This window comes from Flaviaesturariibacter aridisoli (assembly GCF_004343705.1).
GTDB lineage: Bacteria > Bacteroidota > Bacteroidia > Chitinophagales > Chitinophagaceae > Flavisolibacter > Flavisolibacter aridisoli.
In genome coordinates this window covers 82,667-109,131 of sequence record NZ_SKFH01000012.1, presented here as the reverse complement: position 1 = coordinate 109,131, position 26,465 = coordinate 82,667, and the positions used below count along the sequence as shown (strand labels likewise).

Sequence of the window (26,465 nt, the reverse complement as noted above, 5' to 3'; positions counted from 1 at the left end):
GAATGTATTTGTTTACGAAGCAGCCCGTATGGGGCCAATGCGCGCCGCGCAAAGGGTCGTCATCCCGTTCGCCTGCGAACGGGACCTCATCGCGCTAGGCCTCGCCCCTGAACGCAACTGTAATGCAGCCGGGACCTCCGCACGAAAGGGCCTCGTCTACGAACGTATCCCGCCTGCTTTGCCCGCAGGTAGCTGGCTTCATCAGACCCTCCTCAAGCCCTTGGGCCCCCATCACCCGAATGTATTTGTTTACGAAGCAGCCCGTATGGGGCCAATGCGCGCCGCGCAAAGGGTCGTCATCCCGTTCGCCTGCGAACGGGACCTCATCGCGCTAGGCCTCGCCCCTGAACGCAACTGTAATGCAGCCGGGACCTCCGCACGAAAGGGCCTCGTCTACGAACGTATCCCGCCTGCTTTGCCCGCAGGTAGCTGGCTTCATCAGACCCTCCTCAAGCCCTTGGGCCCCCATCACCCGAATGTATTTGTTTACGAAGCAGCCCGTATGGGGCCAATGCGCGCCGCGCAAAGGGTCGTCATCCCGTTCGCCTGCGAACGGGACCTCATCGCGCTAGGCCTCGCCCCTGAACGCAACTGTAATGCAGCCGGGACCTCCGCACGAAAGGGCCTCGTCTACGAACGTATCCCGCCTGCTTTGCCCGCAGGTAGCTGGCTTCATCAGACCCTCCTCAAGCCCTTGGGCCCCCATCACCCGAATGTATTTGTTTACGAAGCAGCCCGTATGGGGCCAATGCGCGCCGCGCAAAGGGTCGTCATCCCGTTCGCCTGCGAACGGGACCTCATCGCGCTAGGCCTCGCCCCTGAACGCAACTGTAATGCAGCCGGGACCTCCGCACGAAAGGGCCTCGTCTACGAACGTATCCCGCCTGCTTTGCCCGCAGGTAGCTGGCTTCATCAGACCCTCCTCAAGCCCTTGGGCCCCCATCACCCGAATGTATTTGTTTACGAAGCAGCCCGTATGGGGCCAATGCGCGCCGCGCAAAGGGTCGTCATCCCGTTCGCCTGCGAACGGGACCTCATCGCGCTAGGCCTCGCCCCTGAACGCAACTGTAATGCAGCCGGGACCTCCGCACGAAAGGGCCTCGTCTACGAACGTATCCCGCCTGCTTTGCCCGCAGGTAGCTGGCTTCATCAGACCCTCCTCAAGCCCTTGGGCCCCCATCACCCGAATGTATTTGTTTACGAAGCAGCCCGTATGGGGCCAATGCGCGCCGCGCAAAGGGTCGTCATCCCGTTCGCCTGCGAACGGGACCTCATCGCGCTAGGCCTCGCCCCTGAACGCAACTGTAATGCAGCCGGGACCTCCGCACGAAAGGGCCTCGCGTGCGAATGCCGCCTCCTGCAAACGGAACCTCGCCTTCCCCATCACGCCTCCTTCAGCGGCAGCACGATCACGAACACGGCGCCTTCGCCCGGGACGCCCTGCGCGGAGATATGCCCGCCGTGGCGCTGCACGATCTTGCGGCAGAGGGCGAGGCCGAGGCCGGTGCCTTCGTATTTGTCTTTCGAATGCAGGCGCGTAAAGGTTTCGAAGATGTGCTCGGCGTAGCCGGGCTCGAAGCCGATGCCGTTGTCGCGCACCTCGATGCGCGTCCAGCCCGGGAGCCGGTCGTGGTGGCTCGTAATGCTGATGCGGGGCGCCACGCCCTCGTGGGTGAACTTGAGCGCATTGTTGACCAGGTTGAAAAAAAGCTGGTACAGCAGCACCGGCGACCCCTGCAGCACCGGCAGGCGGCCGCTCACCACGGTGGCGCCTTTTTGCCGGATGGGCACCTCGAGGTCTTCGCGGATGGAAGCCAGCAGCTCTTCGAGCGGCACCGGCTGCCACTCGGGCTCCGACGACGAGAGCGTGGAGTACGACAACACCCCGTTGATCATCGTCAGCATGCGGTCGGTGGCATTGCGGATCCGTTTCAGGTAGGTCTGGCTGCGCTCCGTAAGCTTGTTGCCGGGGTCGTCGTGGAGCATGCCGGCGAAGGTCTTCACCTTGCGCACCGGCTCCTTCAGGTCGTGGGAGGTGACGTGGGCAAACTGCTGCAGGTCTTCGTTGGACTGCTGCAGTTCGGCCGTCCGCTCGCGCACCAGCGATTCCAGCAGCGTGGCCGTTTCGCGCCGCTCGGTAACGTCGATGGCGATGCCCGAATACCCCGAGTAGGAGCCGTTGCTCGCATATCGCGGCGCCACCGTAAACTGGAACCAGCGGTAGACGCCGTCGTGCCGCCGCAGGCGGAACTCGTGGGTGGCGGTTTGGCGGCGCGTCACCGCGGCGTTATACACGGCGATGGCCTCGTCCACGTCTTCGGGGTGGGCCGCCACCCGCCAGCCCTTGTCGTGCGACTCGGTTTCGGTCAGCCCGGTGTATTCGAGCCAGAATTTGTTCCAGTAGGTGGCGTTGTCGGGTGCGGTCATGAACACCATCACCGGCACCTGGTCGGCGAGGGTGCGGAAGAGTTCTTCGCTTTTTTGCACCACGGCGGCCATCTGGCGGAAGTGTTCCCAGTAGGCTTCGAGCTTCGCCTTGGCGCGGGCTTCTTCCGCCTCGCGGTCTTCGGTGTAGGCGAGGAAGGCGGTGAGGCCGACGCCGAGGAGCTCGTAAAAGCCGAGGTAGGAGTCGTTGAGCGTCAGCCGTGGCGACACGCCGGCCACTGCAAAGGCCGCCGGCCCGCTGTAGCCGGGCGGGGTGATGGGCAGGATGAAGGCCCGCTGTGGCAGCTCGGGGTAGGGCCCTACCGACACGGTGCCGAGCCGGTCGCCGATCAGCACCTCGAAGGGGGCGCTGCTGCCCGCCGTGCTTTCAAAGGGCCAGATGGCGCCTTCGGCCACGGGGGGCGGCACGTTGTGGCCCAGGTGGTCGTCGTTGAAGCCGGCGTGCGCCACCAGTTGGGTGCTTCCTTCGCGGGTCCGGTACAGCAGCAGGAAGGGCAGGTCGAGGTCGAAGGGGGCGAGGGTGGTGGCGGCGAGCTGAAGGCCGCTTTCCACGGTATGGGCTTCGCCGTTGCGGCTGGCGAGGGCCCGCAGGGCGCGGCGGCGGCGGATGTACAGCACCTTGGCGGTCTGGCTGCTCACGGTGATGAACACACCGGCTACGCGGCGCGTTTCTTCATCCGGCACGGGGCTGAACGAAAAGGTGAAGAAGGTCTCCTCCGGGTAGCCGTGGTGGTCGAAAAAGAGGCGTTGGTTTTCCACGCAGGAAGCCTCGCCGGCGGCGGCGCGCTCGAAGGCGGCGTCGAGCCCCGGCCAGCCCGGCGGCTTGCAGCGGCGGAAGTCGTGGCCCAGCACCCGCGGGTGCCGGTCGCCGCACAGCATGCGGTAGGAATCGTTATACAACAGGATGTGGTGGGGGCCCCAGGCCAGGGCCAGGGGCTCGTTGGAGAGCAACAGGAGGCCGAGGTGGTGGCGCAGGGCTTGCGGCCAGGCATCGATGGGTCCGAGGGCGGTCTTGGACCAGTCCTTGGCGGCGATGGCGCGTCCCATGTCGCCGCCCTCAGCCAGGAATCCCGGCAGTGCAGTAGCGGTCTTTTGGTGCTTCATGAGGTAAGCGGGTGTTTGGCGAATAAAGACCGGGGGACACGCTTAAGGTACGACAGGAGAATGGTGGAACGAACGGATGAGGCGGAAAAAAGAACGAGGGCGGGGAGAACGAGAGAAGGAGAGAACAAGAGAACGAGAGAACGAGAGAACGAGAGAACGAGAGAACGAGAAGGGGGAAGGCGCAGGCGTTTAGGGATAGCATCCCGCCAAAGGCAGGACGCCTAAACCCGACTTTGCGCTACCTTGCTTTCTATGGAAATCCATAACAACACAACCAACCTCCGCTTCGAAACCGGGGTGGAAGGCGAGGAAGCCTACCTGGAGTACCGGCTCCACGACGGCAAGATCATGCTGATGCACACCTGGGTGCCCGCGCCGCTCGAGGGCCGCGGTATCGCCGGCGCGCTGGCCACCTACGCGTTTGACTATGCGAAGGAAGAAGACCTGCCGGTAGTGGTGTATTGCCCCTATGTAAAGACCTGGCTGGAGCGGCACCCCGAGCGGAAGGAGCAGGTGGTGCTGGGAGCGTGAGGCGTGAGGCGTGAAGCGTGAGGCGTGAGGCGTGAGCCGTGAGCCGTGAGGCGTGAGGCGTGAAGCGTGGGCCGTGAGCGTCACGGCCCTGATGATCAAAGTAGCGGACTCGCTGATCAGCGGGTTCGATGTGCGGGGCTTCCGGACGGCGTTGTTGATGGCGCTGGTGCTGGCGGTGCTGGGGAGCTTGGTGCAGTGGGTGTTTTGAGGATCAATTAGTAACACCCTTTGTCTTGGATCACATGCCGGATGCCGCCACGAGGGTCGGGCACATCTCCCTCGTATCTCGGAATGATGTGAATATGCGTGTGAAATACCGTTTGCCCTCCGGCCTCCTGAACATTGAACCCGATATTGAATCCGTCCGGATGATGCTTTTCCTGTAAGTGCGACACCACTTCATCTACGAGGTCCCACATACGATGCTTCTCTTTAGTGGTCAATTCGAAGTAATGTGCTGCATGCCGCCTGGAAATGACCAATGCGTGCCCTTCGGACACAGGGTATCCGTCATAAAAGGCAAGTGCGGACTCATTCTCCGCTAAGATGAGGCGGTCACTTACGGAACAAAAAGGGCAACCATCGCGCTTAGTTCCAATCTCTGAATCCTGCATTCTTTGCGATTTGATACATGGGTGTGATGGTGTCTTTAAACTTCTGCTCGAAGTGCGCCAGAGGCATGGATTTGATGGCTGCGAGCTCCTCGCGGAAAAGCAACGTGTAATCTTCCAATACTTTACCCACTCCATTCCTTTCGGCCAGCGTATGCACAAAATCATACTGCAAGGCTGCCAATTTGGACAAGTATTGTAAACGAGGCAATCGATCGTTTTTCCTGGAATTGATTTCCCGACTCACCGGGACCAGGTTCCAGTTGAGGTCATGAGCCACGAAAGACCAGGGTATAAAATGATCCAACGTGAACGCATCCGTCAGTAATTCGTCCGAATAGATACAGGGCAGTGCACCTTTTACGTTCCGATACACATCCCATGCCTGACGCACCGCATTGAGCTGCCGCTCTTCAGGCTTGAATATTTTCACCGATATCCCGGAAATATTCGGGTTGTTGCGCTGAAGGTATTGTACGAGGTTCCAGTTGGTGAACGCTTCCAGGATAGACAGGTGCGTGCGGAAGTAGTCAAACCATACACTATTGATCTGTATGCCTCCACTTACAAAGTAATAGGGACAATGGGATGGGTTGGCTTCAGCATAGCGCTTCGCCTCTTCCTGGATGCGCCGGTCTACCTGACTGTCCTTTAATCCTTCCGTCTCTTTTTCCAGGAAGGGGCGAATAAACCGAAACGGAACATATTGATACAGCTTATTCAATTGCAACTGAACCAACCGCTTTTCCTGCGCGGTGAACAGCTCTTGAACCTGTAGCAATACAGAAGGCTTACCCGGCGCATTGTTTAATTCAACGCCCTTTGGAAGGCTCCGCACAAATTGCGCGATGCCGACAAAGCTATCCAGCTTTCCAAATGAAAGCTTGTAATAGTCGATTGGATACCAGACCTGTTCGAACATGCGGCCCGTGAGCTCCTGTTGGCTCAGGAAGGGCCCTGCCCCTTCGCGAATAAGCGACAGGATGGAACGAAACCAATAGAACTTATACGCGTTGGTAGTGTTGCGGAAGACGGCGGTAAGGCGATCTATTCGCAGATGGGTTGACTCAGGAAGCTTCGAATCGAAGAATGAGTGATCAATCTCCATACACCATTAGAATTTAAATAACTTGGTCAACCAAATATTCATAAAGTTCTTCAGGAACCGCAACGTCTAGTTGGAAGCGAACTTTTACAACCTTGATGTCTTTGTTCTTACCTCGCAAATCTTCTTCGAATGCACCATTAGTTTTGGAAGGCCTCATATTTCCAAGGTAATAGAATCCAGTCCCCTCGTCATCGCTTTTTTTAATAAAGAATGGAATTCTCAAATCGACGGCATTTCTCAATAGCACCATCTCAGGGCTTTTCAATGAACGGTTATTCTTAGAGATCATCTCAAAAAGCTCGCGATTTAAGAATCGATCTTCATAATCGATTAATGTCCCTTCTTCAAGGCTTTTCTTATAGGTAACAAACACTACAAAGCAGCTTTGACTCGAATGAGTAATGTAACCCCCAACGTTTTGTGCCACTGGGTTCTCTTGCCAATTCAATATGCGCAAAGCATCCTCTCTTGAGTATTTCTCGTAAAAGATGAAGCCGTTATCAAACTTGCCTTTCTTGAAGTGCTTATTAAATACGGCCTCGGAAGCACGTAAGAGGTCAGCGAGAGATTCAAAAAAAGGTTCTTGTTCTAAAAGAGAGTCAAATAGACGTGTGCGGGAAAACTGGACGCCATCATCAATGATCAGGTCTACTTTTTTCTTAATAAACTCTAGGTTGATAGACCATCCGCAAGACGTCAGCGTATCAGAAGATGGGGTGTATCCGTACGCTTTCTGTATTGCGTCAATAATTTCTGCTCGCGAAACCGTAGGTTTATCTAAAAGCTTTTTCAGCAATGCGACATCCTCTGCACGTTTGCCGTTAGCAACGCTTTTGGAAAATGCCTCTAAAACGTTGATCCCGACACTATCGATAGTCGAATCAATTTTTTCCTTCCGAAGTAGATAGTTATAATAAGATCCAGCGCTTTTGACATAGAGATAAGGATCACGACTCTCATGCTCAATGAAGTCCATCATTTTGGGCACTCGTCCCAACTGATATTTCAACAAGTCAAAATCACGGTCAAGGTCGCGACTAAGGCTCATATTGGCTGAATTTATGGCTTCATAAATCCGGCGTTTAGCAACTGCGTCGAAGTTTACCGTTGACGCACCGGGTATGAGTCCGCTACCACTAGCCAACAATTTTCTAAGTCGATCCTTGTTATAGGAAGTGTCACCGAATAATGCGACGGGTACTAAATAGTTGTTTCGGTAGTTGCCGATGAAATCAATCACCGTTAAATATTCTTTATCGTCCGCTTTTCTAAGGCCACGGCCTAGCTGTTGAACGAAAACAATTGCGGACTCAGTAGGCCGCAAAAGAATTACCTGATTGACTTTAGGAATATCGACTCCCTCGTTAAAAATGTCGCGTGTCAAGATGTAATCAATCTTATCCGATCCATCTGATTCCAATCTACGAATTGCGAGCTCGCGTTCGTTTTCAGATGACTCACCGGTTAGCGCAATCGCTTTAATACCCCGAACACCTAACTTTTGAGCTAACTCACGAGATTCCTCAACCGAACTGCAAAAAATTAGTCCGCGAACAATCCCATTGTCGCATCCATAAAAGCGAGCTTTTTCAATGATATGCTCTACTCGATTATCGGCCACCAGTTTATTAAAAACCGCCCGATCATCTTTCTTATCTCCATCCACAAAAATGTCAGCTACACCGAAGTAGTGGAAGTTGCACAAGATATCTTCCTCTAAAGCCTTTTGTAACCGAATCTCGTAAGCGATATTATAGTCAAACTGTCTGAATATATCCAGGCCGTCCGTTCGCTCCGGAGTTGCTGTCATTCCGAGAAGAAAAACAGGCCTGAAATAATTTAATATCTTCTGATAAGATTGTGCCCCAGATCGGTGTGTTTCGTCAATGACTATATAATCGAATTCTTCTTTTGAAAAGAGTTCCAGGTTTTTGTCTAAGGACAAAGTTTGAACTGTACAAAACAAGAAATCACAATCCACCTCTTTCTTCCCTCCAGTAAATAGACCCATCGTATTATGGGGTCCTAAAATTCGCTGATAACTTCTTAGGGAAGCTCGCGCGATGTTCTCCCGATGTACAATGAAAAGAACCTTTCTAGGCTGAAAAGCGCGTACGTCAAAAGCCGACAAGTAAGTTTTGCCCGTTCCGGTCGCGGATATAAGCAATGCTTTACTGGCGCCACGGGCCCTTAAATCTTCAAGGTTTTTCAGGGCTTCAACTTGCATCTTGTTGGGCAAAATGCGATCAGGCATCATCTCCGCAACTTGTGCCTGCAGCACCTTTCTGTATTCTTGATAAACGCTAGTATAGCTATCAATAAACTGTTGGTCTACAATGGCCGCTCTTGAAAACTCCCTGTTGAATTCTGCAAATGTGCTTGTAACAATGGAACTTTCGAAAGAAGCGGACACCTTTAAATTCCACTCTTTATTAACGCACAAAGCGGAGGCGGTTAGGTTACTGCTTCCGATAATTAAACTGAATTCACTTCCCGAACGAAAAATATAACCTTTAGCATGAAAACCGCCTAATTGAACAATTCTCAGCTCAATGTTTTTGAATTGAAGCAGCGCCTTTAATGCTTCAGGCTGTGTAAAATTTAGGTATTGTGAAACAAGTACTTGGCCGCGAACCTTTCGAAACTCAAGCTCTTTTAAGAGCTCTAATACTGTGGCTACGCCATCTTTTGTTACAAAAGCTACAGAAAACCAAAACTCATCACATCGTCTTAATTCATGATGAAGCGTGGCTAATATCTTGACTCCTTCCTCCTTACTGTTATAAAGAAGTTGCGGCTGGTAATTCTTTAGTGAAGGAAGGCTTCGATCAATAAAACCAGTTTGCAGGCTTAGGTGTAATTCTTTTTGAAAATCCTTCATCATGATCCGGTCAACTTTTTTACTGCTGGAATGTCGGCAGCTGCCCAGTCAAGCTGCTGAAGATCATCAATAGGAAGCCATTTGAAGGCTAGGTGCTCTTTTAAGACGGGCATTTGACTATGTGTTTGTGCCATAAAGCAATACATCGTAAGGCTGAAATCAGGATAGGTGTGGTTAATTTCTATTAGCTCTTCCAAACCGTAGATATCAAGTTCGAGTTCTTCTTTGATTTCACGAACTAAGGCATCTTCTTTTGTTTCACCGTTTTCAATCTTCCCTCCAGGAAACTCGTATTTATAGGAAATATAATCGTACTTCCCCTTTCCTCGCTGGACGCAAAGAATCTGTTGGTCATGTTTAATAATACCAGCTACAACTTGATAGTGCTTCATTCATGCAGTTTTCGCACTCAATATAATTTGATAAATCCATTGGTCCGTTAAGGTCTTTCCACCCCCGTAATTCCCGCAAAAACTCGCGCACTTCCCCTCTTTTTTGAATGCCCGTTCTCCCTTATATTTTGTTACGCCCGCCAGCCCCCCCAACGCGTTGAAAATCAGGCCTACCGTAGTTCCACGGTGGCAGGCTCCGTATAAATACCGTATTGCGCATAGGCCATCTCAGACCCTAGATTCGGAATTGTAAACCCATTTACCGAAATCTAAACTGTCAAAGAATGTCCCAACACGAAAATTCCCACAGCCGCAACATCGCTGCCGTGCGCAACGCCCGCACGATCAACCTCAGTCTCGGCGCCGACCGCTACAAACCGGTAAAGTCTTTTATCCGGAACGACGAGCTGCTGGCCTACTGCGACGGCTGCGATGCCGTGCTGACGCGCGTACACGGAGGCGAACTCGACTTCGAAACGGCCACCAGCACGCGCCAGGATGCCTTCGAAGGCATTGAAAAGTACGGCACCCGTATTGTGAACACGCTGGAGGCCTGCGGCGCCCCTGCCCACGCGGTGGATACGGCCCGCGCATACGTGGGCAAGCTACGCGGCGAACGGGTAGGAAAGCCCGAGCCGGCGTCCTCTGACGCACCTGCCGGCGACATCCAGAACCAGATCTCGGTATCGCAAAAATCCTATGACGGCCGCGAAGCCAACTTCCGCAAGCTGGTGGAGCTGTGCCGGCACCACCACACCTTTTACACGCCCAACGAAGACGACGTGAACCTTCCGGCCATCGAAAGCCGCTCGGAGAAGCTCCATAACAGCAATCTGAAAGTCCAGGAAACCGCTGCCGTATATAGCGGCGCACTGGTGGAGCGTGATCGTTTGTTATACCACGCCGAAACCGGCCTGGTAGCCCGCATGGAAGCCATCCGCGCCTACTACGTATCGGCTTTCGGTGCCGACTCGGCGGAGCGCAAACGCCTCAACGGCCTCAGCGTACGGACCCTGCGCAACGAACGCCTGGCCGAAGCCTGATTTTACCCGTCCCGTGCACCCTTTTCGTCCCGGCCCGTGCCGGGACTTTTTGTGTGCTCCCCGCAAGCGACCTTTTGTTCCGCCCGAAACAACCGCGGCACAGGGCCGTACCCACCGCAGCAGGCACCCGGGCCGGCAACAGCAGCCATCCCGGCCATATGCATACCGCACCCGGCTCGGCCGCAGCATTCACCCCGCCCAGCGGCGCCATCCTGCTGTCCCCTATGCACGGAGCAGCTGCCCCGCCCGCGCGTACCTGCCGCCGCACCGGCACGGTACTACCCGCGCACCTGCACAACCCTCCCCGGCCATGCGCACGTGCCACCTCTCCCACCCGCAGCTTCCACCCCACCCGTACGCACGCCCCTGCTGGCCCATACCCTCGCCCCTGTAAACCAACCAGTTATCCAAATCCCGCCCTCTTTCCCCCCTCCACCCCGCTCCCCTCCTCTCGTTCTCCCGTTCTCCCGTTCTCTCGTTCTCTCTTTCTCTCATTCTCTCGTTCTCTTTCTCTTGTTCTCTCCCTAGCTTTAAGCACCCTTAACACAAATGATATGAAACAAAAAGTATGGCTTCTTCCCGCCGCCGCCCTCCTCGGCGCCTTACTCTTCTGGTCGCCCTTTACAAACGCACACGATAAGACAGCCGCCGCTACTCCCCTCTCCTCTGGAGAGGGGTCGGGGGTGAGGTCTACCCCTCCTTCCCTTAGGGAAGGAGGTCGGGAGGATGGGTCTGCTCCCCTTCCCCTTGGGAAGGGGTCGGGGGATGGGTCGGGAGATGCGTCTGCCGCGGTGGCGCCTCCCAAAAACTACCGCGTCATCTACGGCGCCGACCTCCAAAAGCTGGTCAACGACGTCCACACGGCCATGCTCGAAAACTGGCAGGTCACCGGCGGCGTTGCCGTGTATGTGCAGGAAGGCAAGGTGCGGTACGCTCAGGCGATGGTGGGGAACTGATCCCCACGGGTTTGGGCACGCGGAAAACGCGGAAAACGCGGAAACTTATTAGGGTGGTGGCTTCCTTACGACCATCGCGGCCGTACGTCGCTTGAACACGTGTGGGCTGCGGTGTTTGCAAAAACCCGGAAACAGCTTTCTGTGGGCAGCTTCGTGTAAATACGCGGAAGGAGAAGGCCTGTAGGAGTGTTTCTGCGTTTCTCTTCTGCACTTGGCTGGATGCACCTCTTGGTAGGTCCGTTCGCCAACGAGGTCCCGTTCGCAAGCGAACGGGATGACGGTCCGCGCACCGTCATCCCGTAAACCCCATAGCAACATTCGTGTGGCCGGGGGCAACAGGCCGATGGGGCCCCGCCTGCTTTGCCCGCAGGCCGCCAACTTCATCAGGCCCTCCCCAAGCCCCTGGGCCCCCATCACCCGAATGTATTTGTTTACGAAGCAGCCCGTATGGGGCCAATGCGCGCAGCGCAAAGCATCGTCATCCCGTTCGCTTGCGAACGGGAACTCAACTCGAACAGGAACTCAACGCAAACAGGCTTCGCTCCTGAACGCAACTCCAATGCAGCCGGGACCTCATCGCGCACAGGCCTTGCTCTTAAACGTGACTCTAATGCAGCCGGGACCCCAGCACGAAAAGGCCTCCTTTACAAACGTATCCCGCCTGCGAACGTAACCCCACCGCCTTCTAAAAATGAGACCCGCTTTCTATGGCGGCTCCCGTTAAATACGCGGAAAGAGAAAGCCAAGGAGGCCGTATGTGTATGGAATTTTCCCATGTATGGAGTGCGCCCACCTATAGGCCTCTTTCCGCGCTTTTACCGGAAACGTCAGACTGCAGGCTGTTTCCTTTTTTCTAGCGCAACTTCCACCAAAGGAATGCAGCACAGGAAACAGCTGCGTATCCGTAGTACTGCCCCACAGGAACCTCTTTCAGCGTTTTCTGCGTTTTCCGCGTGCTACCGCTCTGCGCCCTCGCAAAACGACAGGAACCCTTTCGCTACGTCGAGCGTTTCCTTGTACGTCACGGGCTTTACGCGGTAGGAGTGCGCCCCCAGCTGCAGGCATTTTTCGCGTTCCAGCGGGTTGATGGAGGTGCTGTAGATCACCACCGGCAGGTGGCGGAAGCGCTCGTCACGCTTGAGGGCCGCCAGGGTCTGGCCGCCGTTGAGGCGGGGCATGTTGAGGTCGAGCACCACCAGGCAGGGCAGGTGCCCCTCGGCCCAGCCGGTCTCCAGGCGCCGCAGGGCGTCTTCGCCGTCTACGGCAAAATCCAGCAGGCCGCGCGCACCCAGTTGCTCGAAGCTGTCGGCCAAAATGCCGCGGTCTTCGGGGTCGTCGTCAGCCAGCAGGATCTTCCATTGAGCCATCGGGAGCGAATTTACGCCGTTGCGGGAAAGGAAACGTAGAAGGTAGCGCCTTCGCCGGCGCGGCCCTCGGCCCAGATGCGGCCGCCGTGCACGTCCATGATCTTTTTGCAGATGGCCAGGCCGATGCCCGTGCCCTCGTAGTGTTTCTCATGCTGCAGGCGCTGAAAAAGACCGAAGAGGCGCGGCAGGTACTTCTCGTCGAAGCCGATGCCGTTGTCGGCAAAGCGCAGGCGTACGTCGCCCTCGGTGGAGAACACCTGCTCCACGCGGATCACCGGGCGCCGCCCCGGCTGGGCGTACTTGAGGGCGTTGCCCACCAGGTTTACAAACAGCTGCCGCATCATCGCCGCGTCGGCGGGCAGCGTGGGGAGGGGCCCCACCTGCACGTCGGCGTCCTTTTCCTGGATGGCGATCTCGAGGTCCTGCAGGGCGTCGGCGGCTACGGCGTTGAGGTCTACGGGCACAAAGTCGCCGCTGTCGGCGCCGATCTGCGAGAGGGCCAGGATGTCGTGGATGAGGGAGCGCATGCGGTGGGCGGCCGACTGCATGCTTTTGAGGTAGTCGCGGCCGCGGCCGGCCAGTTGCGGGCCGTATTGGTCAATGAGGTAGTCGCTGTAGTACATCATTTTGCGCACGGGCTCCTGCAGGTCGTGCGAGGCCACGTAGGCAAACTGCTGCAGCTCGTGGTTGCTGCGGTTCAGCTCGCGGATGGTCTGCTCCAGCGCCGCCTGCTGCTCGCTGAGGCGCTCCTGCGCTTTTTTGAGCTCGATGTTGTCTTTGAGGGTTTCCTCCACGATCTTCTGGGCGTTGATGTCGGCCATGTAGCCGATCCAGTGGCGCGTGTCGGCCGCCTCGCCGGGAAAGGGCGTCAGCGTTACCTGGTGCCACAGCCAGGCGCCGGTGCCGTCCTGGCGCAGGCGCAACTCCAGGCGCACGGTGGCGGGCTGTTCGGTATGCAGGCCGCCGTGCAGCAGGCCGCTCAGCACGGGGTAGTCGTCGGGGTGCACGGTGTCGGCCCAGCGGCTCCGGTTGAGGCTTTCGGCGTCGCGGCCGGTGTAGGTGTGCAGCCACTGGTTGGCGTACAGCAGCTCGCCGTCGGCGTTGAGCGAAAAGATGATGAGGGGCAGCGCGTTGGTGAGGGTCTTGTACTGGGTTTCGCTTTTCTGCACGCGGTCCGACAGTTCCTGCAGCTGCTCGTTGCGGCGCTTCAGCTCGTCGTAGGGCGACACGGGCGGCTCGTTGCGGAAGGTCTGGCGCCACTCGTCGATCTTGCCCAGGTCGATGCGGTAGGCGGGGGCGATGCTGTAAAAGAGGTCCACGCGGCTGTCGGCGCCGCGGCGCTGTGCGTCCACGCGGCTCACGAGGCGGCGGGCATTGGCGAGGCCGGCCTGCAGGGATTCCCAGGCGTCTTCCTGCTGCAGCGTGGCCACGATGGCGCGCTCGTGGCGGCTGCCGGTTTCCACGCCGAGCGTGAGGGTGCCGCAGCGGCCGCTTTCGCAGCTGTCGCGCACCACTTCCGATACGGCCGTGGCAAAGGTGGTTTGTGCCGAGAGGCTGAGGCCGGCCAGCTCGGCCAGCTTCATCGCCCTCCGGTGGGCCAGGATGAGATCCATCTCGTTTTCGAGGCGTACGCGTGCCAGTTCGTGCATGGTCAGGAGTTTAGTCGGCAACACAGCACCGACATGTCGTCGGTCATGCGTCCATAGTCTTTATAAAGGGCGGCCGCCAGCAGCGAGCCGTCGTAGCGCAGCAGCGTGGGGTGGCGCAGGAGGTCCCAGCGGCTGCGGATGCCGTCGCTGCACAGCACGAGGTGCTGTCCTTTTTCGCCGGGCACCGCGTGGGCGTTGAGCGTGCGCGGGAGGTTGTGGCCGATGATGCCGTTGTACGACATATAGTTCTTGCTCACGCCGCCGCTGAGCAGGCGCGTGGCGATGTTGCCCACGCCGCACAGCTGCCATGTTTTCTTCCGCCGGTCAAAGAGCGCTGCCGTGCCCACGAGACCGCGGGTTTTGCGCACCTCGGTATGGAGGTGGCGGATGATCGCTACGGGGTCGTTGCTGGCGCAGTCCAGGAAGGCGGCGCCGGCGGCCTGCACCGCCGCGGCGGCCTCGGGGCCGTGGCCGAGGCCGTCGCCGAGAAAGAGGCGGATGAAGTCTTCGTCCTGGCGGCAGAAAAAGCCGTCGCCGCATTCCGTTTCGCCGGGCTTGGGCAGCACCAGCGCCCGTATTTCTACGGGCTGCGCGGGAAGGGTGGTCGGCTTTTCGTCGAAGAGGCGCGCCAGCGTCAGGGTGCCCCAGTCTTTCTGCGAATACACCTGCAGCAGGTCGGAGAGGCGCTTCATGGAGCCGAGGCCGTGGCCGAGGGTGTTCTTGGTCGACATGCCGTCGGCCATCATGCGCCCCACGTCGGCCATGCCGGGGCCGTTGTCCACGGCAATGAGCTCAATGCCGGGCCGGTTGCCGTCGTGGATGGTTTTCACCAGCAGCTGGCCGCCGTCGGCGTGCTTGGCGAGGTTGCTGAGCAACTCGGCCACCACGATGTCTACTTCGCCGGTACGGCGCTCACTGAAGCCCGCGGCGAGGGCGCGGGTGTGTACTTCCTTCTTCAGCAGCGAGAAGTACGAGCGGTCGTCGGCGCGAAGGGCCGCGTGGCACAGGTCATCCATTTTTCCACTTAACGATGGTCACAGTGGTGCCTTCACCGACCGTGCTCTTGATGATGAATTCGTTGACGAGGCGCTTGGTGCCGGGGAGGCCGAGGCCGAGGCTTTTGCCGGTGGTATACCCGTCTTTCATGGCCAGGGCCACATCGGGGATGCCGGGGCCCTTGTCCTGGAACAGGAGGCGGATGCCGGTGTCGCGGCCTTCGCTGATCACCTCGATGACGGCGAGGCCGCCGCCGCCGTACTTGAGCATGTTGCGCACCAGCTCGGAAGCAGCGGTGATGAGCTTTGTCTGGTTCACCAGGCCCATGCCGATCTTGACGGCGAACTCCTTCACGCGGTTGCGAAAGGGCACGACGTCCTGCTCCTTTTCGATCTTCATGGAATCCTTATTCAGAACCAGTTTCATCGTCGTCGCTTTCTGCGTCCAAGTCTGTGCCGATCTTTTCCTGCAGGAGCTCCATACCTTTTTCTACATTGAGCGCGGTGTGCACGCCGCGCAGCTCCAGTCCGAGCTCGATCAGCGTGATGGCCACGGCGGGCTGCATGCCCACCACCACCGTTTCCGCGTCCATGATCTTCGACATGGAGCCGATGTTTCCGAGAATGCGGCCCATGAACGAGTCAACGATCGAGAGCGCCGAAATATCGATGAGCACGCCGCGCGCGCCCGTTTTGTTTACCATTTGCACGAGGTCCGATTCGAGGTTCGTCGCCAGCCGGTCGTAGAGGTCGATCTGGATGGTCACGAGCAGGAAATTGCCCATGCGGAGAATAGGAATGCGGTCCATAGGGTTACAGGGCGGGCTTTTCTTTCTGAATGCGTTTCACGTCGAGCTTGAGCAGCGCGAAGGCGTACTTCAGCGCGGAGGCAAGCGTGGCTTTCGTAACGATGTTCGACAGGTCGATGCCGAGGTGCACGATCGTTTGGGCGATCTCGGGGCGGATGCCGCTGATGATGCATTCGGCGCCCATGAGGCGCGTGGCCGACACGGTCTTGATCAGGTGTTGCGCCACCAGCGAGTCGACCGCGGGCACGCCCGAGATGTCGAGGATGGCGATGGTGCTGGACGTGTCTACAATCTGCTGCAGCAGGCTTTCCATCACCACCTGCGTGCGGGCGCTGTCGAGGGTGCCGATGATGGGGAGGGCCAGGATGCCGTCCCACAGGCGGATGACGGGTGTCGAGATCTCGGAGATCTCGTCGGTCTGGCGCAGGATCACCTCCTCGCGGCCCTTGATAAAGGTTTCGAAGGTCACCACGCCGAAGGCGTCCATGAGGCGGTTCACCTTCATCAGCGCGTCTACGAGCACCTCCGGCTGATCTTTGAACTCGGTTTGCAGCGTGCTGAGCAGGGCCTCTTTCAGGCTGAATACGAACACGCCCGTTTCGCGGGGCGTAAAGCCCTGGCGTGCGCGCGACACCGAGATACCGGCGAGGATCTCGTGCACCGGCTCGAAGTCGGAGGAGTCGGCCTGGGTGAGGTTGCGGTCGCTGAGCGTGTTGAGCAGGGTGTCGAGCAGCTCGGTGGACTGCTCGCGCAGGTCCTCGTTGCTCATCAGGTCTTCCCGGAGGGAGACGTCGGCGAGCTGGCTGTTGATCCAGGTTTCGAAAATTTGCTTCCTTTTCTTTTGCAGCAACTTGGCGATATCGGGCTTCATAGAGGCGTTGTTTGGCGCTGAAGGTAACCGGATTCCGCTGCCCGGGCGGGAATATTACCGGAGGGGGTACGACCCCTGTCCCCTTCGGCTGCGTCCGCCCGGCCGGGTCGGACGGGCTCAGGGTGACAGGAGGGCATGGGTATCATCAAGTAGTTGGTGAAATTGGGATAGCTTTTTGTCAGGCTGAGCGCAGCCGAAGCCCGGACGGCGTACCTTCATCCTCCCCGAAACAAATCATGACCGGCCCTACCCGCACCGCGCCCGCCTACCCGACCCCGGCGGAGCTGCGCCAGCTTTTCGATGCTTCCCCCGACGCCCTGTGCGTGCTCGACCCCGGGTACCGCTTTACGGCCGTCAGCGCCGCCTGCCGCGCGCTCTGGGGCTATGCGCCCGAAGACCTCCTCGGACGCCACCTCTTCGACGGCGTTCACGCCGCCGATGCCACCGCGGCCCGCAGGGCCGTCGACAGCCTGCAGGGCGGCGCCCCCGGCACCAGCTTCGAAGCGCGCCAGCGCTGCGCCGACGGCTCCTTTGCGCCGGTGCTGTGGTCGGTACGCCGCGATGCTTCGGGCACCCTCTACGCCATCGGCCGCCCCGCCGGCGACCGCAACGCCTTCCGCTCCCTCGTGCTGCTGCAGCAGGAAGCCCTCCTCCTCCGCCAGCAGGAGATCGAAGAAGAGCTGCGCCGTTCCAACGAACGCTTCCGCCTCGCTGCCCGCACCGACGCCATCTACGACTGGGACCTCTCCAGCCACAAGCTCCATTGGGGCGAAGGCCTCTATGCCATCTTCGGCTACCAGGAAGCGGAACTGCAAATGGAGCAGTGGATCGCCGCCCTCCACCCGGCGGAGTCCGCGGCCCTTCTCGCCAGCCTCGACGCCACCCTCGGCAACCCCGCCGCCGGCTACTGGGAAGCGGAATACCAGCTGCGCCGCCCCGACGGCTCCTGGAGCTTCGTGCAGGAGCGCGGCCACATCCTCCGCGACCAGGCCGGCAAGGCCACCCGCATGGTGGGCCGCATCGAAGACATCAGCGATCGCAAGCTGCGCGAGACCGAGCTGCGCAAGCTCTCCCTCATTACCGAACAAACCGAAGACGCCATCGTGGTCACCAACGCACAAAAGGAAACCACCTGGGTCAACGCCGCCTTTACCCGCCTCACCGGCTACAGCCTCGACGACATGCTCGGCCGCCGCCCCGCCGCCGTGCTCGAAGGCCCCGGCCTCGACCCGGCCCTCCTGGAGCGCGTGGACGCCGAATACCGACGTAAAAAACCCTTCACCCTCGAGGCGCTCAACTACCGCAAGGACGGCGCGCCCTTCTGGTCGCTCATCTCCATCCAGCCCGTGCTCGACACCGACGGCAACGTGCTCGAATACTTCTCCATCCGCAAAGACATCACCGAGCGCAAACGCCTGGAACAGCAGCTCGAACAACAACGCCAGCAGATGACCGCCGCCGTCATCGCCGCCCAGGAAAAAGAGCGCTCCGACATGAGCCAGGAACTGCACGACAACGTCAACCAGGTGCTGACCACCGTGAAGCTGTACCAGGAGCTCGCGCTCTCCGGCTTTGGCGACCGCGCGGAGCTCGCCCGCAAATCGATGCACCTGCTGCAGGAATCGATCAACGAGATCCGCTCCATCTCCAAACGCCTGTCGGCCCCCTCGCTGGGCAAGATCCGGCTGCACGAGTCGGTGCGCGAGCTCGCCGACGCCATCAGTGCCACCAACAAGCTGCGGGTGTCGCTCGACACGTGCGCCATCGCCGACTACGACTGCCCGCGCGAGGCCCACATCGCCCTCTACCGCATCCTGCAGGAGCAGCTCACCAACGTGCTCAAGCACGCCGGCGCCAGCGAAGTGCACATCGCCTTTACCCGCAGCAACGAGGGCCTTCGCCTGACCGTGCGCGACAACGGCCGTGGCTTCACCCCCTCGGCACACTATCCCGGCACCGGCCTCAGCAACATCCGCAGCCGCGCCGAAGGCCTCGGCGGCACGGTGCAGGTGGAAAGCGCGCCGGGAAGAGGCTGCGCCCTCACCGTGCGCCTGCCGCAATAGAGAAAGAACGCGGCTTCCAGGGGCTTTCCCTGGAGGGTCCGTTTCGTATATTAGTAGACTGCTAAAACTGCACGGCCATGCGTCGACCATTGCGCATACTGCTTCTCTTAGGCCTGTTGACCGGGGCGCAGCGCCTCCGGGCACAGGAGCCGGCAGCCTGGCGCAGCCGCTGGCAGTCGGCCCGCGACAGCACCCATGCGCTGCTGGAGCGCGGCGACTACAACAAGGCGGCCCCTTACGCCGACACGGTACTTCTGTTGGCGCGCCGGTTTGCGCGCAACGACAGCAACTACCGCAAAAGCCTGTATACCGCTGCAGAAGTATACCGCAAGCTGGAGCGCTTCCGGAAGGCCGCGCCGCTCTACCACGACGAGCTCGCCCTGTCGGTTGCCAGGGGCGGCCCAACGGCAGCCGCCGGCCACTACCACTACGCCCTTTTCTGCTACAGCAAATCCGACTACCGGCGGGCCGATCGCTACTACCGCCTGGCCGCGGCCTACCCCTGGCCCCACGACTCTACGTATTCCTCGTTGCTCAACGACTGGGCGCTGGTGCAGGATGCGCTGGGCAACCCGGCAGCCGCCATCGGCCTGCTGCGCCGTTCGTTGCAGGTGAAAGATTCCTTGTCCGGCAAAGAGCACCCCGATTACGCCACCTCCCTCGCCAACCTGGCCTCCGCCTACCGGAGCACCGGCCGGCTCGATACGGCCATCCTGCTGCTGGAGGAAGCGCTTGCCATCCGCCGCCGGGTGCAGGGCAATGGCCACCCCTATTACCCGCTCGCCCTCGGCCAGCTGGCCGGTATCTACCTCGACCAGGGAGCGCCCGAACGCGCCGAAGCACTCTACACAAGCACCCTGCAGGAACTTGATCCCTCCGGCAACAATTACCCCGACGTGCTGATCCGCGTCGGCCGCCTGTACCAGCGCCGCGCCCGCTACGACAGCGCCCTGCAGTGCTACCGGCAAGCCCGCTCGCTGATCGCCGCCACGGCGGCGAATGAGGCGGCCTATCGCAACGTCCTGGCCGACCTCGCCGACTGTTTTGCCGATGGGGGACGCCCCGACTCGGCCGATGCCATCTACCGCGAATGGATCCGCCTGACGGAGCGGAAGGCCGGTACAGGCACGGCGTATGCCGATGCCTTGGCCGGCTATGCGGGCTTTTTGCGTAAGACGGGCCGCAATACCGCGGCGGCACGCGCCTATCTCCGGCAGGTTGCAGACATCTACCGGCAGTCTGCCGGCACCCTTAGCATCGGGTATATCCGGAAGCTGCGTGCCCTCGGCGCCTTCTACTACGACCAGTACCGGTACGCGGAAGCCGCCCGCTGCTACCAGGAGGCCCTGCGGCTGGGCGAACAGGTATATGGACGCCAGCACCCCGACTATGCGGCTACCCTCAACGACCTGGCCAATGTGTACGCCGACCAAAAACGCTTACGCGGAAAAGCAGAGGCACTGTACCGGCAATCCCTGCAAATAGACGAAGCGATCTATGGGCGAAAAAACGCCAACTACCTCGTCAGCCTGTACAACCTGGCGGCTTATTTCAACAAAACCGGGCAGCCGGCGCGGGCGCTGCCCCTCTACCGGGAGCTCGCAGCAGGACGCCGGGAACTGTTCGGCGAACGCCACCCGGGCTACCGGAAAGCAGTGGTCGGGCTGGCGGAAACCTACGAAGCACTGGAGGACAACAGCCAGGCCATCGACACCTACAAAAAGCTGATCGTCTTGTGCCGCATGGTGGAAGACACGTTATCGGAAAATTACCTGTCGTGGTTGAACAGCCTGGCGGTGCTGTACGACAAGGAGGAGGATTACGGCCAGGCGCTGCCCCTCTACAGCCAGGTGCTGGCCCTGCGCATCCGCACCTCCGGGCGCAGCAATCCCGAGTGCGCGCAGGAGTTCCGCAACCTGGCCTACTGCTACCAGGAGATGGATTCGCTGGAGCAGGCGCTGCCGCTGTACCGGGAAGCACTGGCCCTCTGGAAGCGCGGCGAAGGCGTGCGCAGCGAGTCGTATGCCGACGCCTGCGACGAGCTGCTGGAACTGTATGGCAGCCTGGGACGCTATACCGAGATGATCGCGCTGGCGCTGGAACGGGCCAACGTCGTTGCCGACTGGAAGGGTAGCAGCTCCGGGGAATATGCGCTGGCCCTGAAGGCTGTGGGCGCGGCTTACTATGGCCAGGGGCGGCTGCTCGACGCACGCCACTTTTACCAGGCGGCCCTGCAGATCTTCCGCAAAACGAAACCCGGGAGCGAAGACGTTAGCGTTCTCACCGATGACCTCGCAAACACCTACAGCGCGATGGGCGAATTTGCACGCGCCATTCCCCTGTATGAAGAGTCGCTGGCCATTACCCTGCGCCTTTTTGGAAAAGTGATCGACTATGCCACTACCCTCAACAACCTGGGTAGTGCTTACGACCAAATGGGCGACCTGAAGAAGGCCGAGCAGTGCATCCGCGAGGCACTGGCCATCGTGCTGCGGATCAAAGGCAAAGGGGATCCCAAATACGCCGGCTACCTGTCGGACCTGGCCGCCCAGTTAAAATACCGCCGCAAATACGGCGAAGCACTCGCGGCGTACGAAGAGGCGGTGCGCATCCTTACAGCGCAACGGGAATCGAAACGCCTCGCCCATGTGCTCAACGGGCTCGGCGACCTGTACCGCCGGCAGGGCCAGTACTCCAAAGCCCGTGAAGCATTCACCCGGGCATCGGCCATCATCCTAAACCGAACCGGGAAGGAAAGCCAGGACTACACGGTGTGCCTGAGCCACCAGATCAACCTGTTTCGCGACGAAAAAAACTTTCCCGAAGCCATCCGGGTCCAGAAAGAACTACAAGCCATCCGGAAAAAAGTGATCGGCATCAACGCGCGCGGTTACATCGACGGCATCAACAGCCTCGCCTACCTGCATTTCCGTTCGGGGCGGCAAGAAGAAGCCCGCGGCTACCTGTTGCAAGGGCTACGCCAGTGGTACGCCTACCTGCGCCGCCAGCTTGGCTCCTTCAGCGCCCGCGAGCAGGAAAAGATGCTCGCCGAATTTAGCGGTCCACAGGAGATCGCCCTGTCGGCGCAGCAACAATGGTTTCCCGGCGATAGCGAGTTCCGCAATACGCTGTTCCACACCATCGCCGGTTACAACGGGCTCGTATTGCAGGGGCAATCGCTGCTCTCCGGCTGGGCACTCCGGCAAAGGGACAGCAGCGTGCTGCGCAGGTACCAGGAGTGGCGCACACGCTCCGAAGAATTGACCATCGCCCTGCAACAGGGCGGCGACGTAGCCCTTCTCGACTCGCTCGAGCAGGCCACCGACGATGCACAGAAAACCCTGCTCCAGGCCGCACCCTCCTTTGCGAAAGTTTTTCAACAGGATACCATCAGCACCACCCGCGTGGCGCGCAGCCTGCAGCCAGGCGAAGTACTGGTCAACTGGGTGCCCTACCGCTGGTATACGCCGGAACGCGGCGCTACCGACAGCGTCTTCTACGGCGCCTTCATCCTTCGCCCCGGCAGCAGCGCCCCGCAGTTTCTCAACGTATTCGAGCAGGCGCCGCTGCAGCAGGCGCTCCGCTTTTACTACAACAAGGGCGACCGCGGCATCGGCGTACGCAACCGCGCCGACAGCATCAACATGGACAGCCTGCAAAAGCGGCTCTACCAACTGGTGTGGCAACCCCTCGAACCGTACCTGCAGGGTGCCAAACGCGTGTACCTGCTCCCCGGCGGCCTGCTCAACAAGCTCTCCTTCAGCGCCCTCATCGGCCCGCGCGACTCCTTCCTCATCGACCGCTACGAACTGCACACGATCCTCAACATCCGCGACCTCGAATCCCGAAGTCCTACGGGCGACGCCTTCAACCGCGTCAGCCTCTTCGGCGGGGCGCTGTACGACAGCAGCAGCACGGCAGGCGGGGCGCCGGGACCCGACAGCACGGAGGCGACGGCCCGCTACCTCCCCGGCAAGGCGAGCCGCGCGGCGGGCGATGCGCGCTTTCGCTACCTCGAAGGCACCCGCCGCGAAGTGCTCCGCATCGACAGCCTGCTGGCGGGCCGCAGCCGGCTGTTTGTCGGCACTGCCGCTTCTGAAGGCAATTTCAAGCGGCAATCGGGCAATGCCGCACCCGGCGTGCTGCACATCGCCACGCACGGATTTTATTTCCCGCAACAACAAGGCGGCAAAGAAGCGCCGCAGTCTACCGGCGAGCGCTTCCGTCAAAGCGACCAGCCCCTGCTCCGCAGCGGGCTCGTGCTCTCCGGTGTCAACCGCTACTGGAACAGCAGCGCGCCCCCCGGTACCGAAGACGGCATCCTCACCGCCCAGGAGATCGCCGGCCTTGACTTCTCAGAGGTGCAGCTCGTGGTGCTGTCTGCCTGCCAGACCGCGCTGGGCGACATCAACAACACCCAGGGCGTATACGGCCTGCAGCGCGCCTTCCGCATGGCCGGCGTGCCCGACATGATCATCTCGCTCTGGGAGGTGCCCGATGCCGAAACCGCCGAACTCATGACCGCCTTTTACAGCGGCCTCGCAGCCGGCCGGCGGCCCTACGAAGCCTTCCGCGTCGCACAGCAGCAGCTGAAAGACAAATACCACGATCCGCACAAATGGGCGGCCTTCCTCCTGCTGGGGGAATGAGCGCGTGAATCGTACATCGTGAATACGCGATGCGCGGTTGCAAATCATTACGAATCATAACCGGTCCGCGCAACCCGCTTGCAGGATCAGCAGCCTGCCCTGCAGCATTGCGGGGTCCTTTCTCGCTTTCGCCGCCCGGGGGCGCCAATTTGCCGAAAGCGGTTTCGCCAATCGGTCCGGGTACCGTATATTCGGTACGCCCGCAAACGGAACAGGTGCGGGCAAAACGGATCTTTCTACACCAGCTGTGCGTCCCATGAACACGTCTGACACTCCATACCAACAACAAAGCGGGCCCGGATTTTCCCTGGACGACCTGCTGTTCAGCCTCGATGAGTCGATCGCCATTGTGGACCGCGACCTGCGCTTCGCCGCCTTCAACCCGGCGGCCGCCGATGCCTTCCGGGAACTGCACGGCAACGAACTGGTAGTGGGTGGCTACCTCCTCGACCTCGTACGCCCCGCCGACGTGGGTGCGCTCCGCCACCTGTTTGCGCAAGTGCTCAGCGGCCAGACCCGCGAGATCCAGCGCAGCCACCGCCTCGAAAATGGGCGGGAGCGCGTATACCGCAACCTGATGCGCCCCTTTCTTCGCCAGGGCGCCATCGAAGGCGTGCTGGTGCATTCGCGCGACATCACCGGGCAGGTGGCCGCCGAAACCGCCCTCCGCGAAAGCAACGAGCGCTTCCGCCGCGCCGCGAACGCCTCCTACGACATGATCTGGGAGCACGACCTCCGCACGGGCCGCATCTCCCTCAGCGACCAATACTGCATCCAGCTGGGGTACACCGAAACCGAGATCGACGCCGCCAGCTTCAGCCAGTACATCCTTCACCCCGACGAGTCGGCCGACCTCCGCAAGAAAGTCAATGCCTTCCTCAAATCGGAGCGCACGAACCTGTTTTACCCCATTCACCGGCTGCGCAAAAGCAACGGCGAATACATCTACGTAGAAGCCCAGGCGATCGTATCGCGCAACGGGCACGGCAAGCCCTACCTGCTCACCGGCGTCACCCGCGACGTGACGCAGCAATACCTGATGGAGCGCAAGCTCCGCGAAAGCCACCGCCGCTACGAGCTGGCCGCCCACGCTTCCACCGACCTCGTGTTCGAAGCCGACTTCCAGACCGGCAAGCTCATTCACAACCACATCATCACCTCCGTATACGGGTTCGCCGCCGGCGAGCTGTCGGTGGCCGGGAAAGCCAACCGCCTGATTCACCCCGACGATCGCGCCCTCTATGAGGCCGCGACCCGGCAAGCCCTCGATAAGGGCCAGGCGCACGTGCACGTGCCCGTACTGCGCCTGCTGAAAAAGAACGGCGAGATCGTCTATACCGAAATAAAGGCCTTGCTGGTGCTCAACGCCCAGGGCCAACTCATCAAACGCATCGGCTCGGCACGCGACATCACCTGGCGCCACGCCCTCGAGCAAAGCCTGGAAGAAAGCCGCAAGCGCTTCGAGCGGGCCGCGGAAGCCTCCTTCGATATGATCTGGGAAGCCGACCTCCGCACCGGCGTCATCCACAGCAGCGACCGCTTTCATACGCATATGGGCTATGGGCGCGATGAGATCCGCGTGGGCGAAGACTTCTTCAGCACCCTCGTGCACCCCGACGACGCCGAGATCATGCGGCAGGCCAACGAAACCTTCTACCATTCGCAGGAAAGCTTCACCACCTTCCCGGTGCACCGCATGCGCAAAAAAGACGGCACCTACATCTACGCCGAAGCCCGCGTGCGCATGACGCGCGACGAACAGGGCGCGCCCATCCTCCTCACCGGCGTTACCCGCGACGTGACCGAGCAACTACTCAAAGAACTCGAGCTCAAAACGCTCAACCGCCAGCTGAAGATCCAGGCCGACGAGCTGCGCCACAGCATCGACCGCTACGACCTCGTGGCCAAGGCCACCTCCGACGTGGTGTGGGACTGGAACCTGGTGACCAACGAAAACTGGTTCAACGAAAACTTTCAGCACCTTTTCGGTTATCCTCCCGAAGCCGCCCGCGACATACACGCCTGGGAAGACCGCCTGCACCCCGAGGAGCGCGAGGCCGTGATCGCCAACGTGCAGAAAGCCATCCGCGAAGGACGCCCCAACTGGGAAGGCCGCTACCGCTTTCGCCGCGCCGACAACAGCTGGGCCTACATCCTCGACCGCGGCTACACGCTGCACGACGAATCGGGCAAGCCCCTGCGGATGATCGGCTCGATGCAGGACATCACGCACCTGCGCCAGCTCGAAGAAGAAATGCTGCAAAAGCAGCTGCGCTACCAGCGGCACATCACCGAGGTCACGATCCGCTCGCAGGAGCAGGAGCGCTCGATGCTGGGCCGCGAGCTCCACGACAACATCAACCAGATCCTCGCCTCCTGCAAGCTGATGACCGAGATGGCGCTGCGCGAAGAGCGCATGCGCGAGCAGCTGCTCGAACGCACCTACAACCAGCTGGCGATGGCCATCGACGAGATCCGCAACCTCTCGCACTCGCTGGTGCCGCCGGCGCTGAGCGAGATCGGCCTCGAAGGCGCCCTCGCCGAGCTCGCCGACAAGGAAACCCTCGCCGGCGGCGCCGGCTGCTCGCTGGAACTGGAAGGCGACCCCGCCACCGTCGACGACGGGCTGGCGCTGATGCTGTTCCGCATCGCCCAGGAAAGCGTGCACAACAGCCAGAAATACGCACAGGCCTCCAGCATCCACATCCGCCTGGCCGTCGGAAACGAAGACGTGCAACTAGAAGTGTGCGACGACGGCATCGGCTTTGACCCGGCCCAACGCAAAGACGGTATCGGCCTCCGCAACATCCGCAGCCGCGTGCAGCTGCACAACGGCGAGATGGACCTTGAAACCGCCCCCGGCACCGGCTGCACGCTCCGCGTGAGCATCCCGCTAAAGGTGCGCGCCGAGTCGTAAGGAAGGATAAATACCGCTTTTTGAGTATAGGAAGGGGCCTGCGTGCCCGGCTACCTTGGTGGAATCAAACCCTG

Annotated in this window: 18 protein-coding genes; 7 read left to right on the top strand and 11 right to left on the bottom strand. The window is 60.1% G+C overall.

From position 1 onward, the window contains the following. Window positions 1-1,383: 1,383 nt before the first annotated feature. A complete protein-coding gene (locus E0486_RS09750; protein ID WP_131851976.1) occupies window positions 1,384-3,549 on the bottom strand; it encodes a sensor histidine kinase in 2,166 nt (721 codons plus the stop codon). 252 nt (window positions 3,550-3,801) lie between these two features. On the opposite strand from E0486_RS09750, the gene E0486_RS09745 reads away from it, so the two are divergent. Beyond that, on the top strand, window positions 3,802-4,080 hold the full coding sequence (locus tag E0486_RS09745) for a GNAT family N-acetyltransferase (RefSeq protein WP_131851975.1): 279 nt from the start codon (window positions 3,802-3,804) through the stop codon (window positions 4,078-4,080). Between the two features lie 52 nt (window positions 4,081-4,132). Continuing rightward, window positions 4,133-4,288, top strand: a complete 156-nt coding sequence (locus tag E0486_RS09740) for a phage holin family protein (RefSeq protein ID WP_131851974.1) — start codon at window positions 4,133-4,135, stop codon at window positions 4,286-4,288. 7 nt (window positions 4,289-4,295) lie between these two features. Here E0486_RS09740 and E0486_RS09735 read toward each other — a convergent pair whose 3' ends face one another. From E0486_RS09735 to E0486_RS09720, 4 genes are read right to left on the bottom strand one after another with little or no spacing between them, the layout of a single operon-like run. Continuing rightward, complete coding sequence (locus tag E0486_RS09735) at window positions 4,296-4,694, bottom strand: HIT family protein (RefSeq protein WP_131851973.1); 399 nt, start codon at window positions 4,692-4,694, stop codon at window positions 4,296-4,298. After that, the gene (locus E0486_RS09730) at window positions 4,669-5,799 is read right to left on the bottom strand and encodes an HNH endonuclease domain-containing protein (protein WP_131851972.1); all 1,131 of its coding nucleotides are present in this window, start codon (window positions 5,797-5,799) and stop codon (window positions 4,669-4,671) included. Before E0486_RS09730 ends, E0486_RS09735 begins: the two co-directional genes overlap by 26 nt. Before the next feature lie 13 nt (window positions 5,800-5,812). Next, entirely contained in the window at window positions 5,813-8,683 is a 2,871-nt protein-coding gene (locus E0486_RS09725; RefSeq protein WP_207906235.1) for a DEAD/DEAH box helicase, read from the bottom strand. After that, window positions 8,680-9,072 (bottom strand): (deoxy)nucleoside triphosphate pyrophosphohydrolase, encoded by a 393-nt coding sequence (locus E0486_RS09720; RefSeq protein ID WP_131851971.1) that lies wholly within the window; start codon window positions 9,070-9,072, stop codon window positions 8,680-8,682. Before E0486_RS09720 ends, E0486_RS09725 begins: the two co-directional genes overlap by 4 nt. Window positions 9,073-9,356: 284 nt before the next feature. Between E0486_RS09720 and E0486_RS09715 the strand changes: the two genes are divergently transcribed. Both E0486_RS09715 and E0486_RS18840 read left to right on the top strand, forming a co-directional pair. Next, window positions 9,357-10,115 carry a hypothetical protein gene (locus tag E0486_RS09715; RefSeq protein WP_131851970.1) on the top strand — a complete coding sequence of 253 codons (759 nt, stop codon included), beginning with the start codon at window positions 9,357-9,359 and terminating at the stop codon, window positions 10,113-10,115. Between the two features lie 791 nt (window positions 10,116-10,906). Next, window positions 10,907-11,071 carry a DUF1737 domain-containing protein gene (locus E0486_RS18840; RefSeq protein WP_165917271.1) on the top strand — a complete coding sequence of 55 codons (165 nt, stop codon included), beginning with the start codon at window positions 10,907-10,909 and terminating at the stop codon, window positions 11,069-11,071. A 956-nt stretch (window positions 11,072-12,027) separates the two neighbouring features. Here the strand turns inward: E0486_RS18840 and E0486_RS09705 are convergent. Genes E0486_RS09705 through E0486_RS09680 form a run of 6 tightly spaced genes read right to left on the bottom strand, consistent with a single transcriptional unit; the run spans window position 12,028 to window position 16,762 of the window. After that, the gene (locus tag E0486_RS09705; protein WP_131851968.1) at window positions 12,028-12,438 is read right to left on the bottom strand and encodes a response regulator; all 411 of its coding nucleotides are present in this window, start codon (window positions 12,436-12,438) and stop codon (window positions 12,028-12,030) included. An 11-nt stretch (window positions 12,439-12,449) separates the two neighbouring features. Then, window positions 12,450-14,087, bottom strand: a complete 1,638-nt coding sequence (locus tag E0486_RS09700; RefSeq protein WP_131851967.1) for a sensor histidine kinase — start codon at window positions 14,085-14,087, stop codon at window positions 12,450-12,452. 2 nt (window positions 14,088-14,089) lie between these two features. Next, window positions 14,090-15,103 (bottom strand): SpoIIE family protein phosphatase, encoded by a 1,014-nt coding sequence (locus E0486_RS09695; protein WP_131851966.1) that lies wholly within the window; start codon window positions 15,101-15,103, stop codon window positions 14,090-14,092. Then, window positions 15,096-15,482: an anti-sigma regulatory factor gene (locus tag E0486_RS09690; protein WP_243697413.1), complete on the bottom strand. Its 387-nt coding sequence runs from the start codon at window positions 15,480-15,482 to the stop codon at window positions 15,096-15,098. The genes E0486_RS09695 and E0486_RS09690 overlap by 8 nt, the downstream gene beginning before the upstream one ends. 7 nt (window positions 15,483-15,489) lie before the next feature. Further along, window positions 15,490-15,891: an STAS domain-containing protein gene (locus E0486_RS09685; RefSeq protein ID WP_131851964.1), complete on the bottom strand. Its 402-nt coding sequence runs from the start codon at window positions 15,889-15,891 to the stop codon at window positions 15,490-15,492. A 4-nt stretch (window positions 15,892-15,895) separates the two neighbouring features. Then, window positions 15,896-16,762 carry an STAS domain-containing protein gene (locus tag E0486_RS09680; protein ID WP_131851963.1) on the bottom strand — a complete coding sequence of 289 codons (867 nt, stop codon included), beginning with the start codon at window positions 16,760-16,762 and terminating at the stop codon, window positions 15,896-15,898. 236 nt (window positions 16,763-16,998) lie between these two features. Here E0486_RS09680 and E0486_RS09675 point away from each other — a divergent pair, with 236 nt between their 5' ends. The 3 genes from E0486_RS09675 to E0486_RS09665 all read left to right on the top strand — a co-directional run bounded on the left by E0486_RS09675 (window position 16,999) and on the right by E0486_RS09665 (window position 26,391). Further along, window positions 16,999-18,825, top strand: coding sequence for a sensor histidine kinase (locus E0486_RS09675; protein WP_131851962.1), 1,827 nt, complete (start codon window positions 16,999-17,001; stop codon window positions 18,823-18,825). 77 nt (window positions 18,826-18,902) lie between these two features. Further along, entirely contained in the window at window positions 18,903-23,474 is a 4,572-nt protein-coding gene (locus E0486_RS09670) for a CHAT domain-containing protein (RefSeq protein ID WP_131851961.1), read from the top strand. Window positions 23,475-23,730: 256 nt separating this feature from the next. Further along, window positions 23,731-26,391 carry a sensor histidine kinase gene (locus tag E0486_RS09665; protein ID WP_131851960.1) on the top strand — a complete coding sequence of 887 codons (2,661 nt, stop codon included), beginning with the start codon at window positions 23,731-23,733 and terminating at the stop codon, window positions 26,389-26,391. Window positions 26,392-26,465: the final 74 nt, after the last annotated feature.

Bases quoted from the DNA above. Each gene is read 5' to 3' on its own strand.
- E0486_RS09750 (WP_131851976.1), bottom strand. From the start codon at position 3,549: ATGAAGCACCAAAAGACCGCTACTGCACTGCCGGGATTCCTGGCTGAG.
- E0486_RS09745 (WP_131851975.1), top strand. From the start codon at position 3,802: ATGGAAATCCATAACAACACAACCAACCTCCGCTTCGAAACCGGGGTG.
- E0486_RS09735 (WP_131851973.1), bottom strand. From the start codon at position 4,694: ATGCAGGATTCAGAGATTGGAACTAAGCGCGATGGTTGCCCTTTTTGT.
- E0486_RS09730 (WP_131851972.1), bottom strand. From the start codon at position 5,799: ATGGAGATTGATCACTCATTCTTCGATTCGAAGCTTCCTGAGTCAACC.
- E0486_RS09725 (WP_207906235.1), bottom strand. From the start codon at position 8,683: ATGATGAAGGATTTTCAAAAAGAATTACACCTAAGCCTGCAAACTGGT.
- E0486_RS09720 (WP_131851971.1), bottom strand. From the start codon at position 9,072: ATGAAGCACTATCAAGTTGTAGCTGGTATTATTAAACATGACCAACAG.
- E0486_RS09715 (WP_131851970.1), top strand. From the start codon at position 9,357: ATGTCCCAACACGAAAATTCCCACAGCCGCAACATCGCTGCCGTGCGC.
- E0486_RS09705 (WP_131851968.1), bottom strand. From the start codon at position 12,438: ATGGCTCAATGGAAGATCCTGCTGGCTGACGACGACCCCGAAGACCGC.
- E0486_RS09700 (WP_131851967.1), bottom strand. From the start codon at position 14,087: ATGCACGAACTGGCACGCGTACGCCTCGAAAACGAGATGGATCTCATC.
- E0486_RS09695 (WP_131851966.1), bottom strand. From the start codon at position 15,103: ATGGATGACCTGTGCCACGCGGCCCTTCGCGCCGACGACCGCTCGTAC.
- E0486_RS09690 (WP_243697413.1), bottom strand. From the start codon at position 15,482: ATGAAGATCGAAAAGGAGCAGGACGTCGTGCCCTTTCGCAACCGCGTG.
- E0486_RS09685 (WP_131851964.1), bottom strand. From the start codon at position 15,891: ATGGACCGCATTCCTATTCTCCGCATGGGCAATTTCCTGCTCGTGACC.
- E0486_RS09680 (WP_131851963.1), bottom strand. From the start codon at position 16,762: ATGAAGCCCGATATCGCCAAGTTGCTGCAAAAGAAAAGGAAGCAAATT.
- E0486_RS09675 (WP_131851962.1), top strand. From the start codon at position 16,999: ATGACCGGCCCTACCCGCACCGCGCCCGCCTACCCGACCCCGGCGGAG.
- E0486_RS09670 (WP_131851961.1), top strand. From the start codon at position 18,903: ATGCGTCGACCATTGCGCATACTGCTTCTCTTAGGCCTGTTGACCGGG.
- E0486_RS09665 (WP_131851960.1), top strand. From the start codon at position 23,731: ATGAACACGTCTGACACTCCATACCAACAACAAAGCGGGCCCGGATTT.